Source organism: Paenibacillus sp. J22FR5 (assembly GCF_059691975.1).
In genome coordinates, this window is sequence record NZ_JCAUAN010000002.1 from 409,549 (window position 1) to 423,377 (window position 13,829).

Sequence of the window (13,829 nt, forward strand, 5' to 3'; positions counted from 1 at the left end):
CTTTCCTAATCATTTCCTCCACAATGATGAAGGAATAGGCCGATTTGGCCTTATTTCGTCCATTTTAAACAGATCGTTGGAAGTAAAGGAGACCTCTATGAAAACAACTTCACATATGGTAGAAAAAGAAATCGATGACAGAGCGGTACTCGTCAGTTTGATTACACAGAAGCAGAAGAAAAATGAGCTTCTGGCTGAATATTCCTTGGAAGAGCTCGTGAAGCTGGCCGAAACCGCTGGCGTACAGGTGCTGGAGACGATGACGCAGAACAAAGAATCCAAGGATACCAAATGGTTTATTGGTAAAGGGAAAGTAGAAGAATTAAAACTGCGCTTGGAGGAGCTCGGCGGGAACACGGCGATCTTCGATCAAGAGTTGTCGGGTGCGCAAGTTCGTAATTTAGAAGCAGCGCTCGATGTGAAAATTATTGATCGTACACAGCTTATTTTGGATATTTTCGCGCAGCGTGCCAAAACGCGCGAAGGGATTATTCAAGTTGAATTGGCGCAACTGAGCTACTTGCTGCCAAGGCTGTCAGGACAAGGCAAAAACTTGTCTCGACTAGGCGGCGGTATCGGGACAAGAGGACCAGGGGAGTCGAAGCTGGAAACCGATCGCCGGCATATTCGCGGGCGTATTGATGAACTGAAGGCGCAGCTGGAGGAAGTTGTTCGTCACCGCACATTACATCGCGAACGTCGTAAGAAAAGCGGTGTATTTCAAGTTGCCTTAGTTGGGTATACCAATGCTGGGAAGTCGACGTTATTGAAACAATTGACACAAGCGGACGTCTATATTGAGAATCAACTGTTCGCAACGTTGGATCCGACTTCACGGACGATGGTGCTGCCAAGTGGCAAAGAAATCGTGCTGACAGATACCGTAGGTTTTATTCAAAATCTTCCCCATGATCTTGTCGCTTCGTTTCGCGCAACGCTGGAAGAGGCGAATGAGGCAGATTTAATTCTGCATGTCGTGGATAGCGGGACGGATATGCGCAACGAGCAAATGCGCGTTGTGGCAGAGGTATTAGAGGAGCTTGGCGCTCATCAAAAAGAGCAAATCACCGTATTTAATAAAATTGATCTCTGTTCGCAAGCGGATCGAGAGATGCTTTCAGCCGAAGGCGAATTCATGAAAATGAGTGCTTACACGCCTGAGGATCTAGAACGGCTACGTATCATCATTGAGGATAAGCTGATGGGAGATAGCAAGGACTTCCGCATTCCAGCTGATAAAGGGGATGTCATAGCCCTCATGTATCGCATCGGTGAAGTACTTGAGACGGATGTGGACGGGGAAGATATGGTGTTCAAGGTTCGCGTGAACAAGGACGATTATGTAAAGCTGGCTTATTTACTCGTTGATTACGATCAATCGGTAGCGAAGTCAGAGCAGGATGAGAACGAGGGAGAGAACAACTAAGATGCATTTCGGGGAAAAGGTTATTGCGAGAATGGAAAGCGCGGAGCGACGTGTCGAGAGCGCTTTTCGACAAATTGAGAAAACCATAGATCTTAATCAATGGAAGGTCATTCGTGCCTTTCAGGCGCATAAGGTAAGTGATTATCACTTTGCTTCCTCAACGGGCTATGGCTACAATGATCGCGGTAGAGAAGTGCTTGACCTTGTGTATGCGGATGCGATGGGAGCAGAAGCAGCGCTTGTACGTCCGCATTTTGTATCGGGAACGCATACCATCGGAACGGCTTTATTTGGCGTGCTGCGCCCAGGCGAACATCTACTTTACATCACGGGTAAGCCCTATGATACGTTGCACAAGGTCATTGGTAAGCCTAGCGACGGAACAGGCTCGCTGCAGGACTTCGGCATTGGCTACAGCGAAGTTGCGCTATTAGAAGATGGATCGCCGGACTGGACGGCAATCTCGGCAGCCATTCAGCCGAATACGAAGGTAATCGGCATCCAGCGTTCACGCGGCTACTCGTGGCGGCCGTCGTTCACTGTGGACCAAATCGGCGAAATGGTCCGATTTGTGAAAGAGATAAACCCCAAGCTTATTGTCTTCGTCGACAATTGCTATGGGGAATTCACCGAGGAGCAGGAGCCGACGCAGGTTGGCGTCGATCTCATGGCTGGTTCGCTGATCAAAAATCCCGGCGGCGGCATCGCCCCTTCGGGCGGCTATATCGCCGGACGACGCGACCTCGTGGAGCTCGCCGCGTATAGACTGACCGCCCCCGGTATTGGGGGCGAGGTTGGAGCCATGCTCGGCGCGACGCGCGCGATGTTTCAAGGGCTGTTTCTTGCCCCTCACTTGGTGGGGCAAGCGGTCAAGGGCTCGGTCTTCGCCGCAGCGATGTTCGAAGACCTCGGCTTTGTGAGCCATCCGCGATGGGATGCGCAGCGGACGGACTTGATTCAAGCGATCCGCTTCACTTCGGCGGAGCATTTGATTACGTTCGTGCAGGGCATCCAGAAGGCTTCCGCGGTGGATTCGCATGTCGTGCCAGAGCCTTGGGACATGCCCGGCTACGAACATCCCGTGATTATGGCAGCAGGCACGTTCATTCAAGGAGGCAGCTTGGAACTGTCTGCCGATGCCCCGATTCGCGAACCGTATATCGCGTACATGCAAGGCGGTTTGACCTACTCACATTGCAAGTTAGGTGTACTAACGGCAATCCAACATATGGAAAACAAGGGATTACTGTGAAAATTTAAACTGTGAACAAACCTGACACTCCTTGACACGTATTTGTTAGAAAGGTACAATAAGAGTGAGGTACTTACTGACCAGGAGTGATTAGCATGAGTGATGAAATACGTAGGAATATGGCGTTATTCCCAATTGGAATCGTCATGAAGCTGACCGATTTAACAGCAAGACAAATTCGATATTATGAGCAACACGAACTAATCATTCCGGCTAGAACAGCTGGTAACCAACGGCTTTATTCTTTTAATGACGTAGAACGTCTTCTTGAAATTAAAGATTTGATTGAAAAAGGTGTAAACATCGCGGGCATTAAGCAGGTTCTGATTCCTGTGGATAAGGATTCTGAAGATGCTACAATTCTTAACGAGCATACGGAAGTGAAACGTAAAGAATTAACCGACTCTCAATTGCACAAAATGCTTAAGCAGCAATTGATTGGCGGGGGGAAACGCCCGGATCAGGCTTCAATGATTCAAGGACAGTTATCCAGATTTTACAAATAAATTTCATTTCGAATCGCTTAACAGTTGAAAGGAGAATGCACACGTGAGCTATAACAATAACTATTCCAAAGAAGATATTCTTCGCATCGCCAAATCAGAAAACGTTCGCTTCATCCGTTTGCAGTTCACAGATTTGATGGGAAGTATTAAAAACGTAGAAATTCCTTTGAGCCAACTTGAGAAAGCGCTTGATAACAAAATGATGTTTGATGGATCTTCCATCGAAGGCTATGTGCGTATTGAAGAATCGGATATGTATCTATATCCGGATTTAGATACATGGGTTATTTTCCCATGGGTAACAGAAAGTAAAGTCGCTCGTTTGATCTGCGACATTTATATGCCAGATGGCACTCCGTTCCCTGGGGATCCGCGCGCCATTTTGAAAAATGCGTTGAAGCAAGCTGAAGAAATGGGATATACGGCCATGAATGTTGGTCCTGAACCAGAATTCTTCTTGTTTAAAACAGATGACAAAGGCAATCCAACAACCGAACTGAATGACCAAGGTGGTTACTTCGATTTGGCTCCGATGGATCTTGGTGAAAATTGCCGTCGTGATATCGTGCTAACACTGGAAGAGATGGGTTTTGAAATTGAAGCTTCTCACCATGAAGTAGCGCCAGGACAGCACGAAATCGACTTTAAATACGCTGATGCGATTAAAGCAGCTGACCAAATTCAAACTTTCAAACTTGTTGTCAAAACCGTAGCTAGACAGCATGGTTTGCATGCAACGTTTATGCCGAAGCCTTTGTTCGGAATGAACGGGTCCGGTATGCACTGTCACCAATCCTTGTTCAAAGGTGAAACTAACGCATTCTATGACGAGAGCGATAAATTAGGCTTGAGCACAGTGGCAAGACAATATATGGCGGGCGTACTTCGTCATGCACGTTCTTTTGCTGCGATTACGAACCCAACCGTTAATTCATATAAACGTCTAGTGCCTGGTTACGAAGCGCCTTGTTATGTAGCTTGGTCCGCTAGTAACCGCAGCCCAATGATTCGGATTCCAGCTTCCCGCGGTCTAAGCACGCGTGTTGAAGTTCGTAACCCGGATCCAGCAGCGAACCCTTACCTTGCATTAGCTGTCATGCTTGCAGCTGGTTTGGATGGCATTAAGAACAAAATGCAGCTTCCTCCGCCAACAGATCGCAACATCTATGTGATGAGCGAAGAAGAGCGCGAGAGCGAAGGTATTCCTAGCTTGCCACTGAATTTGAAACAAGCGTTGGACGAGTTGCTTCGCGATGATGTTGTTTGCGATACACTTGGCGAACATGCCCTTGCTCATTTCTATGAGTTGAAAGAAATCGAGTGGGATATGTATCGTACACAAGTTCACCAGTGGGAAAGAGATCAATATCTGTCCTTGTACTAGGTTTTTGATTAAACAACTAGATAAGAAAAGCCCGTCAGTCTCGAAAGAGAGAGCTGATGGGCTTTTTCACGCGAAGAAGGAGACCTAGGATATGGACAATTTCAATCGTAATTTAGAAAAGTATGCAGAGCTAGTCATTCGAATCGGGGTCAACTTGAGCAAAGGCCAAGATCTGTTGGTGGAAGCACCAATTGAAACACTGGTATTAACAAGGTTAATCGTGCAGAAAGCCTATGAAGCAGGTGCGAATTTTGTACATGTACATTGGCAGGATGATGTCGTTACTCGTAGTAAATTTGATTATGCGCTAGATCAGGCAATGGACTACTATCCTGAGTGGTATACAACTATGTTGGAGCGTTTTGTTGAAAATGGCGGAGCTTTGCTCAATATCAAGGTGCCAAATCCGAATCTATATGATGGGATTGGCGCTAGTCTTATTTCTAGATCTTCCAAGGCTGCTTCAAAAGCGAGAGCTAAGTATCAGCACTATGTGCGAACAGGCGAGTTTAGCTGGTGTTTAATTAAAGCGCCTACGGAAGCTTGGGCTTCTATTGTGTATGCGGATCTGCCAGAAGAGCAGCGTGTTCCTACGATGTGGGATGCTGTTTTTCAAATTAACCGTGTATATGAAGAGGATCCCGTTGCGGCTTGGCAGACCCATTTGGACACGCTGAAAGCTACACATAGCGTACTTAATGCCAGAAGCTACAAAGCACTGCGCTATCGAGCGACTGGTACGGATCTGCGTGTTGAGCTACCCGAAGGCCACATTTGGCTTGGCGGGGATAATGAGAATGCCCGAGGCATCCGATATGTGGCCAATATGCCGACGGAAGAAGTGTTTACCATTCCAAACCGAACGGGTGTTTGTGGTACGGTGGCGAGTACAATGCCATTGAATATTAATGGGGCGTTGGTAGATCGATTTTCTTTCACGTTCGAAGCGGGAAAGGTTGTGGACTTTCAGGCTGAGGTAGGGCATGATCATCTAGCTCGTTTACTGGATATGGATGAAGGGGCGCGTTATTTAGGTGAGGTAGCTCTCGTGCCGTTTGATTCTCCGATTTCCAACCTAAAGCGCATTTTCTACAATACAGGCATTGACGAAAATGCCTCCTGCCACTTGGCATTGGGCAGTTGCTATCCAATCAATTTGAAGGATGGTACAACGCTATCCAATGAAGAATTGAAAGCTCGCGGAGGGAATAGCTCCTTGATTCACGTGGATTTCATGATTGGATCAGCTGAGCTTGAGATTGATGGGGAACTCGCGGATGGGACGATCGAACCAATCTTCCGCGCGGGTAACTGGGTATTGTCGTTTTAATTGAAAAAAGCAAGACCCTCTAGTGATCACATCACTTTGAGGGTCTTGCTTTTTTCATATCTGTAAACTTACATATCTCGGAATAAACCGATGACGCGTCCAAGAATAGTCACATTCTTCAATAGAATCGGCTGCAAAGCGGAGTTCTCTGGCTGAAGGCGAATATGATCCTTCTCCTTGTAGAAACGCTTAACCGTAGCTTCATCATCTTCGGTCATAGCGACAACGATATCGCCGTTATTAGCCGTTTGCTGCTGTTTCACGATGACATAGTCGCCGTTATGAATGCCAGCTTCAATCATACTGTCACCCATAATGCTGAGCATGAACACGTTGTTGTCGCCTACCATGCTTGATGGAAGAGGGAAATAGTCTTCGATATTCTCGGTAGCTGTAATAGGAACACCAGCCGTTACTTTACCAACGAGGGGAACACGTGCAACGGAGACTGCGAATTGGGATTCGGCACCATCAAGCCCAAGGATTTCAATCGCACGTGGCTTGGTAGGATCTCGACGAATCATGCCTTTTTTCTCAAGACGCTCCAAATGACCATGTACCGTAGAACTGGAGGCTAGTCCAACTGCTTCGCCGATTTCTCTAACGGAAGGCGGGTAGCCCTTATCTTTCACTTCGTTCTTAATGAATTCCATTATTGCTTGTTGACGCTGCGAAATTTTACTCATAAGATATCACTCCAATACTGGGAATCATTACCCAAAGTATAACATAGAACCCGAGTTCGTACAAACATAAGTTCGAACAAATGGTTGACTCAAACAAGTGTTCGTGTTATTCTAATATCAGAACAAATGTTTGGGGGATGATTTTATGTATATGGCTTATTCACAATCGAACGCAACAACAACACTTCAAGGTACTGCTCATGCATCCAAAGGGATGACGATTAAACGGGGATATGCGAAAGTAATACTTCGTTTCTTACTGATAGCAGCGATTCTTGGAACAGTGTTTTCATTTGGTGCGATCGTACAAGCCTATGCAGGTGATGGGTCCGTTACTGCCTCTACGCCAATCGTTTCCGTTCAATCAACTGCGAGAGTTACCCTACACGAGAAGCTTGTCATCCAAAGTGGCGACACGCTATGGGAGATCGCAGACTCTCACAAAAAGAAGGGTGAGAACACACGTTCTTACATCGAGAAATTGAAAACTCTGAATCATTTATCGGACAGTTCATTGCAAGAGGGCCAGGTTATATTACTTCCTTAAGAAACAAATTTTAAGTTAACTACATAGATGAATGGTTGAGACATAGGTACTGTTCCTATGTCTCTTTGCGTTATATCCTTGACATTCCTAATCGGGGATGGCAAAGTAGTACTCATATTGAAATTTTGACTGGGAGGATTACAATGAGTGACAGCATGGATAAGACGATTGAACGTATCAATGAATTAGCTCGAAAGGCGAAGACGGTTGGCTTAACCGATGCTGAGATCGATGAGCGCAATGAGCTAAGAAAGATCTATATAAATGCATTCAGGGGTAACCTGAAAGTCCAACTTGATTCCATTAAGTTCACTGACGAAGAGAATTAAGCTTACACATAGATACTACATTCAAAGGGGAAATGAATGATGACGTTGAAAGCTGTGCTTTTTGATTTGGATGATACACTGTTATGGGATGATCGTAGCGTGGAGGAAGCCTTTGCTGCAACCTGTGCTGAAGCGGCTAAGCATGTTAATGTGAACCCGGAGGAATTGGAAGCATCCGTTCGTAAAGAAGCGAGAAGCTTATATGAATCCTTTGAGACGTTCCCATTTACCAAAATGATTGGGATCAACCCATTTGAGGGGCTTTGGGCAAATTTCACACAAGGCGAGGACGAAAATTTCCGCAAATTAGAAAAGCTAGCACCTGGCTATCGCACGGAGTCATGGACTAGAGGGCTTGCTGCACTAGGAATTGAAGATCGTGAACTTGGGTACAAGCTTGGTGAATTGTTTGCATCTGAACGCCGCAGTCGTCCTTATTTGTATGAAGAAACCTTCCGTGTGTTGGATGCTTTGAAAGGCAACTACAAACTTCTTCTATTAACAAACGGTTCGCCGGATTTGCAAAAAGAGAAAATAGCAGGCGTGCCTGCTATTGCTCCATACTTTGATCATATTGTTATTTCGGGCGAATTTGGACAAGGGAAGCCGGCTAAGGCTATTTTCAACTATGCGTTGGGACTACTTGATATTGAAGCATCGGAAGGCATCATGATTGGAGACAAGCTAACGACGGATATTTTGGGATCGGGAAGCATTGGTATGCGTAACATTTGGATTAATCATCATGGGCTTCAAAGCGGCGATGAGATTGTTCCTGCTTATGAAGTCACACGACTACAAGACATTCTAACGATTATTAACAACGGATAACGCATGAAGAAAGCCCAGCAGCGATTCAAGACATGACGTCTTGCGCTGTTGGGCTTTGCTTGTTTATAGGATTAAGCTTTGATAAAGTCAGGATCATCAATGTTGTAGGCAACCCAGCCATCTTTTTCGATAAAAAGACGGACAGCAACGATTTCACGGTTATCCATCAAAGTGAAGAAGTGATTCGTGTTCTCAGGAACGGAGATCACATCACCTGGCTCAAGTTCAACATCGAAATAACCAAGTTCTTCGGATTTGATAATGAAAATCCCTTTACCAGAAACGATAGCGCGGATTTCATCTTCCGTGTGCGTGTGCACTTGTTCGAACTTTTTCAGAAGTTCTTCGATATTTGGAGTTACATCTGAAAGTGAGATAACGTCCCAAATTTCATAACCGCGTCTTGCAGCAAGATCTTTAATTTCAGCTTCATAAGTAGAAATGATTTCTGCTTTCTCATCATCACTAAGAATAAATTTCTCGCGAAGCGCCTCAGGAAGCTTGTTGGCATCCCAGTGCTCGTAAACAACTTGTTGACTATCCAAGAAGGCTTTAACTTCCGCTTCACCTTCGATACGTTCATTGGTATTGCGAATTCTTATTTGTGCCACGTAACATCCCTCTTTCATAAATAAATATATACATATTATAGAGGATATCAAGCTCACTGTCGATGGAAGGAAATAAGTTTTTCCGATAAAACCCATAGGAATTAATGATAATTCAAAATCTTTTCATAGAAGCCGTATTCTGTTACACTAAATCTTAACATAATTTGTCGTTTTTTTTCTATTTCGCTTAGGAAAAGTTGAAAGGGAGTCTAGCCATGAAGAAACCACCGATTCAAGAACAGCTTAAGAAGAAAATTATGATCCTAGATGGTGCCATGGGAACGATGATTCAGCAAGAGAACTTGACGGCTGAGGATTTCGGAAGTGATGACCTGGACGGATGTAATGAAATTCTCTGTGTTACCCGCCCAGATGTTATTCAAAAAATTCATGAAGCTTATTTCGCCGCTGGCGCTGATATGATAGAAACGAATACGTTCGGAACGACGAGTGTCGTTTTGGCGGAGTATGACTTACAAGACCGTCATCGGGAGCTAAATTTAGCTGCGGCTAAACTGGCGATTGATGCAGCGAATAAATTTTCGACACCAGAATGGCCTCGCTATGTTGTGGGCGCTATGGGGCCGACGACCAAAACCTTGTCCGTGACAGGTGGCGTGACGTTTGAGCAACTGGAAGAAAGCTACTACGAACAGGCTTTGGCTCTTATTGAAGCGGGCGTAGACGCGATGCTGCTGGAGACTTCCCAAGATACGCTGAATGTAAAAGCGGGTTCAATCGGTATTCGCCGTGCTTTTGAAACTTTAGGCGTTGAGCTTCCTATTATGATTTCTGGTACCATCGAACCGATGGGAACAACGCTTGCCGGACAAAATATTGAATCTTTTTATATTTCTCTTGAGCATTTGAAGCCGATCTCGATGGGTTTGAACTGTGCGACGGGCCCGGAATTTATGAGGGATCACATTCGTACGCTGTCTGGTATTGCGGAAACAGCGATCAGCTGCTATCCCAATGCAGGCTTACCGGATGAGAACGGTCATTACCATGAATCGCCGGAGTCTTTGGCCAAAAAAATGGCTGGATTTGCTGAGCAAGGCTGGTTAAATATTGCCGGTGGCTGCTGCGGAACGACACCTGATCACATTCGGGCAATGGCAGAAACGCTTGCGAATTATAAGCCAAGAACGGAATACGGCTCCCATCCACCTGCGATTTCAGGTATTGAGACCGTTTATATCGAGCCTGAAAACCGTCCAATCATGGTTGGTGAGCGGACGAATATTTCCGGATCCAGAAAGTTTAAGCGTTTGATCAAAGAGGGTAAATTTGAAGAGGGCTCTGAAATTGCGCGTAATCAGGTGAAAAACGGCGCTCATGTTATCGATATTAATCTACAGGATACGGATATTGATGAAGCCTATGCGGTAGAGGAATTCATGCAAGAGGTTGTGAAAAAGGTTAAGGTTCCGTTGATGATTGACTCGACCTACGATCACATTATCGAGCTTGGACTCAAATATTCACAAGGTAAAGCGATTATTAACTCGATTAACTTAGAGGATGGAGAGACGAAATTCGAAGGGATTTTACCTTTGATCCATCGCTATGGGGCATCGGTTGTCTGTATTCTGATTGATGAACGGGGCCAAGCGGTATCGCGTCAAGCGAAAATCGAAGTGGCAACACGTTCGTATGAACTTCTGACTGGGAAGTATGGCATGAATCCAGAAGATATCATTTTTGATCCGAACATGTTCCCTGTTGGTTCAGGAGATCCTCAGTATATCGGTTCTGCTGTCGAAACGATCGAAGGGATTAAGCTGATCAAAGAAAAGTATCCTCTAGCCAAAACGATTCTCGGATTAAGTAATATCTCCTTTGGACTACCTGATGCTGGACGCGAAGTTCTGAACTCTGTCTACTTGTACCACTGTACGAAGGCTGGGCTTGATTACGCGATTGTAAATACGGAGAAACTAGAACGGTATGCATCGATTCCCGATACAGAGCGTCAGCTGGCAGAGGAACTCATTTATAATACAAATGATGAGACCTTGGCTAAGTTCGTTGCTCATTTCCGTGAGAAAAAGGTCGAAAAGAAGGAGAAGATTTCAAATCTTTCTCTGGAAGAGAGACTGGGCTCTTATGTTGTTGAAGGCACGAAGGAAGGGTTAATTCCGGACTTGGAGACTGCTCTTCAAACTTATTCCCCGTTAGAGGTCATCAATGGGCCGCTCATGAAGGGGATGGAGACAGTAGGCCGTTTATTCAATAACAACGAATTAATCGTTGCTGAGGTGCTTCAAAGCGCTGAGGTGATGAAGGCTTCCGTTAATTTCCTAGAGCCGTTCATGGAGAAATCCGAAACAGCCGTGAAGGGTAAAATTATTTTGGCAACGGTAAAAGGGGACGTTCACGATATTGGTAAAAATCTCGTAGAAATCATCCTTTCCAATAATGGATACAAGATTGTCAATCTAGGGATTAAGGTACCACCGGAGCAAATTATTGAGGCTTACCGCAGGGAGCAAGCGGATGCTATCGGGTTATCAGGCCTACTCGTGAAATCAGCGCAACAGATGGTGATTACGGCGCAGGATTTACGCACAGCAGGCGTGGATGTACCGATTCTAGTTGGTGGTGCTGCGCTTACGCGTAAATTCACCAAAACGCGGATTCAGCCTGAGTATGAGGGCGTTGTTCTTTATGCGAAGGATGCCATGGATGGTCTTGATATTGCAAACAAACTGAGCGATCCTGAGCAGCGCAAACGGTTGATTCAAGAGCTGAGAGAAAGCCTGGAATCCGATGTGATGGATACAGGAAGAAAAGAAGAGAAGCTGCCACAGCTTACGCGTGTGAGTTCTTCAGCTGTATCCAAGGATTTGCCTGTTCAGGTACCACAGGATACCGATCGTCATATCTTACGGGATTACCCGATTAGTCATTTAATGCCGTATGTGAACATGCAAATGTTACTAGGGCATCACCTTGGCTTAAAGGGCAAAGTTGAGCAGCTGCTGAGCGATAAGGATACTAAGGCACTTCAGTTGAAGGACACAGTCGACTCGATTCTCCATGCCGCGCAGCATAACGGTATCATTAAAGCTCACGGGATGTATCGTTTCTTCCCAGCGCAATCGAACGGGAATGATGTAATTGTTTACGATCCGCAGGAAACGAGCAAAGTGCTCGAAACGTTTACGTTCCCACGTCAAGATAAGGAGCCGTACCTTTGTTTGGCCGATTACCTGAAATCCGTCGAGAGTGGCGAAATGGATTATGTAGGTTTCCTGCTCGTGACAGCAGGTCATGATATTAATGAATTGGCGAAGGAATGGCGCGACAAAGGGGATTATTTGAAATCCCATGCGTTGCAAGCGACAGCCCTGGAAGTTGCGGAAGGTTTCGCTGAGCGTGTTCATCACATTATGCGCGATGTCATTGGCATTGCGGATCGTGTTGATATGACGATGCAGGAAAGATTTGGAGCCAAGTATATCGGCCAACGATTCTCATTCGGCTACCCAGCTTGTCCAAATCTCGAAGATCAAGCGAAACTGTTTAATCTGCTGAAGCCAGAGGATATCGGCGTTGAACTGACAGAGTCGTTCATGATGGAACCGGAAGCTTCCGTATCCGCGATCGTATTTGCACATAAAGAAGCACGTTACTTTAACGTAGGATAAGATTTAGAGAGCGAGGCAGCTAGCGTGAACATTTGGGTTCCGCGGCATCCTCGCTTTCCGTTTTACCAATGTGATATTGAATAGAATGGGGTTTGGCTTGTGGACTTGTATTTTCTAGGAACGGGGGCGGGTATGCCCTCCAAACAACGGAATGTAACCTCAATTGCTTTGAATTTATTGGACGAACGGGGAACGTACTGGCTTGTTGACTGCGGGGAAGGTACGCAGCAGCAGATTTTAAATTCTCCTGTAAAGTTAGGTCGGACGGAGAAAGTGTTCATAACCCATTTGCATGGAGATCATCTGTATGGGCTTCCAGGATTGTTGACGAGTCGTTCCTACTTAGGTGGCGATACACCCTTGACACTATATGGTCCAAAGGGACTCAAGCAATTCGTTGATACCGCACTAGAGGTAAGCGGGGCTCATCTGACCTATACACTGCAGCTTGTAGAGCTTGATGAAGAGGGCGTTATTTTCGAGGATGACAGCTTTCTTGTGGAAACTGCTCGCCTGGAGCATCGCATTGAATGCTTCGGATTTCGGATCGTGGAGAAGGATCAACCTGGCAAGCTTTTGAATGAAAAACTCAATGAGCTCGGAGTACCTGCGGGACCTATCTATGGTCAATTAAAGTTAGGACACTCGGTGCAGCTTGAAGACGGTCGGACCATTCATGGACAAGACTTCTTGGGAGCACCAGTTCCTGGCCGCGTGGTCGTCATTCTAGGGGACACACGTTACTGCGAGGGAGCTAAAAAGTTAGCTCGCGGCGCAGATGTTCTCGTACACGAAGCGACGTTCGCGATGGATAAGCAGGAGCTTGCGTATGCCTTTGATCATGCAACCTCAACCGATGCTGGGCGGACTGCCCAAGAGGCTGGTGCGAATGCGCTCATCATGACGCATCTTAGCTCTCGCTACCAAGGTGATAGTGTAACTGAACTGCTCCATGAGGCGCAGCAAATTCACCCAAATAGCCACTTGGCGAGGGACTTCTGGAGCTTTGAAATACCGCGTAAAGTGTAAATAAATAAGCTTCTTCCGCTAAATACTTAACGGGAGAAGCTTATTTATTTCAATTTCAGCGTCAATTTCCTGCGTTCACCTCATACACTAAACAAAACCAACGAAATTCGAGGTGAAGGTATGGAAATTACACTCGCTGAAGTGCTGCTTTCTATCTTTATCTCCTCGATCTTTTTCATTATGATTAAGGAAATCAGGAAATCGTATAAAGATTCAGAATAAGGGAAGTCAAAACCAGTGGACTG

General features: G+C 45.7%; 12 protein-coding genes. 10 read left to right on the forward strand and 2 right to left on the reverse strand.

Going from position 1 to position 13,829, the window contains the following annotated elements:
- Nucleotides 1-97: 97 nt before the first annotated feature.
- The 5 genes from hflX (at nucleotide 98) to AC58P7_RS05190 (ending at nucleotide 5,898) form a co-directional block, all read left to right on the forward strand.
- Nucleotides 98-1,426 (forward strand): GTPase HflX, encoded by a 1,329-nt coding sequence (gene hflX, locus AC58P7_RS05170; protein ID WP_497340493.1) that lies wholly within the window; start codon nucleotides 98-100, stop codon nucleotides 1,424-1,426.
- Nucleotides 1,401-2,678 carry a methionine gamma-lyase family protein gene (locus tag AC58P7_RS05175; RefSeq protein ID WP_497340495.1) on the forward strand — a complete coding sequence of 426 codons (1,278 nt, stop codon included), beginning with the start codon at nucleotides 1,401-1,403 and terminating at the stop codon, nucleotides 2,676-2,678. Before hflX ends, AC58P7_RS05175 begins: the two co-directional genes overlap by 26 nt.
- Before the next feature lie 95 nt (nucleotides 2,679-2,773).
- Complete coding sequence (locus AC58P7_RS05180) at nucleotides 2,774-3,184, forward strand: MerR family transcriptional regulator (protein ID WP_497340497.1); 411 nt, start codon at nucleotides 2,774-2,776, stop codon at nucleotides 3,182-3,184.
- Between the two features lie 43 nt (nucleotides 3,185-3,227).
- Nucleotides 3,228-4,568, forward strand: coding sequence for a type I glutamate--ammonia ligase (gene glnA / locus AC58P7_RS05185; protein WP_497340499.1), 1,341 nt, complete (start codon nucleotides 3,228-3,230; stop codon nucleotides 4,566-4,568).
- 91 nt (nucleotides 4,569-4,659) lie between these two features.
- Nucleotides 4,660-5,898: an aminopeptidase gene (locus AC58P7_RS05190; RefSeq protein ID WP_497340501.1), complete on the forward strand. Its 1,239-nt coding sequence runs from the start codon at nucleotides 4,660-4,662 to the stop codon at nucleotides 5,896-5,898.
- Between the two features lie 68 nt (nucleotides 5,899-5,966).
- Here AC58P7_RS05190 and lexA read toward each other — a convergent pair whose 3' ends face one another.
- On the reverse strand, nucleotides 5,967-6,584 hold the full coding sequence (gene lexA / locus AC58P7_RS05195) for a transcriptional repressor LexA (protein WP_056620907.1): 618 nt from the start codon (nucleotides 6,582-6,584) through the stop codon (nucleotides 5,967-5,969).
- 145 nt (nucleotides 6,585-6,729) lie between these two features.
- On the opposite strand from lexA, the gene AC58P7_RS05200 reads away from it, so the two are divergent.
- The 3 genes from AC58P7_RS05200 to AC58P7_RS05210 all read left to right on the forward strand — a co-directional run bounded on the left by AC58P7_RS05200 (nucleotide 6,730) and on the right by AC58P7_RS05210 (nucleotide 8,291).
- Nucleotides 6,730-7,131, forward strand: coding sequence for a LysM peptidoglycan-binding domain-containing protein (locus AC58P7_RS05200; RefSeq protein ID WP_497340503.1), 402 nt, complete (start codon nucleotides 6,730-6,732; stop codon nucleotides 7,129-7,131).
- A 143-nt stretch (nucleotides 7,132-7,274) separates the two neighbouring features.
- Entirely contained in the window at nucleotides 7,275-7,460 is a 186-nt protein-coding gene (locus tag AC58P7_RS05205) for a DUF896 domain-containing protein (protein ID WP_497340505.1), read from the forward strand.
- A 39-nt stretch (nucleotides 7,461-7,499) separates the two neighbouring features.
- The gene (locus tag AC58P7_RS05210) at nucleotides 7,500-8,291 is read left to right on the forward strand and encodes an HAD family hydrolase (protein ID WP_497340507.1); all 792 of its coding nucleotides are present in this window, start codon (nucleotides 7,500-7,502) and stop codon (nucleotides 8,289-8,291) included.
- Nucleotides 8,292-8,362: 71 nt separating this feature from the next.
- On the opposite strand, the gene AC58P7_RS05215 is transcribed toward AC58P7_RS05210, so the two are convergent.
- Nucleotides 8,363-8,902, reverse strand: coding sequence for a 1,2-dihydroxy-3-keto-5-methylthiopentene dioxygenase (locus AC58P7_RS05215; RefSeq protein ID WP_497340509.1), 540 nt, complete (start codon nucleotides 8,900-8,902; stop codon nucleotides 8,363-8,365).
- Nucleotides 8,903-9,117: 215 nt separating this feature from the next.
- On the opposite strand from AC58P7_RS05215, the gene metH reads away from it, so the two are divergent.
- Nucleotides 9,118-12,555: a methionine synthase gene (gene metH / locus AC58P7_RS05220; protein ID WP_497340511.1), complete on the forward strand. Its 3,438-nt coding sequence runs from the start codon at nucleotides 9,118-9,120 to the stop codon at nucleotides 12,553-12,555.
- A 99-nt stretch (nucleotides 12,556-12,654) separates the two neighbouring features.
- On the forward strand, nucleotides 12,655-13,584 hold the full coding sequence (gene rnz, locus AC58P7_RS05225; RefSeq protein WP_497340513.1) for a ribonuclease Z: 930 nt from the start codon (nucleotides 12,655-12,657) through the stop codon (nucleotides 13,582-13,584).
- Nucleotides 13,585-13,829 lie beyond the last annotated feature (245 nt).

Excerpts from the sequence above, each read along its gene's own strand:
- hflX (WP_497340493.1), top strand. The coding sequence starts at position 98 with ATGAAAACAACTTCACATATGGTAGAAAAAGAAATCGATGACAGAGCG.
- AC58P7_RS05175 (WP_497340495.1), top strand. The coding sequence starts at position 1,401 with ATGAGAACGAGGGAGAGAACAACTAAGATGCATTTCGGGGAAAAGGTT.
- AC58P7_RS05180 (WP_497340497.1), top strand. The coding sequence starts at position 2,774 with ATGAGTGATGAAATACGTAGGAATATGGCGTTATTCCCAATTGGAATC.
- AC58P7_RS05190 (WP_497340501.1), top strand. The coding sequence starts at position 4,660 with ATGGACAATTTCAATCGTAATTTAGAAAAGTATGCAGAGCTAGTCATT.
- lexA (WP_056620907.1), bottom strand. The coding sequence starts at position 6,584 with ATGAGTAAAATTTCGCAGCGTCAACAAGCAATAATGGAATTCATTAAG.
- AC58P7_RS05200 (WP_497340503.1), top strand. The coding sequence starts at position 6,730 with ATGTATATGGCTTATTCACAATCGAACGCAACAACAACACTTCAAGGT.
- AC58P7_RS05205 (WP_497340505.1), top strand. The coding sequence starts at position 7,275 with ATGAGTGACAGCATGGATAAGACGATTGAACGTATCAATGAATTAGCT.
- AC58P7_RS05210 (WP_497340507.1), top strand. The coding sequence starts at position 7,500 with ATGACGTTGAAAGCTGTGCTTTTTGATTTGGATGATACACTGTTATGG.
- metH (WP_497340511.1), top strand. The coding sequence starts at position 9,118 with ATGAAGAAACCACCGATTCAAGAACAGCTTAAGAAGAAAATTATGATC.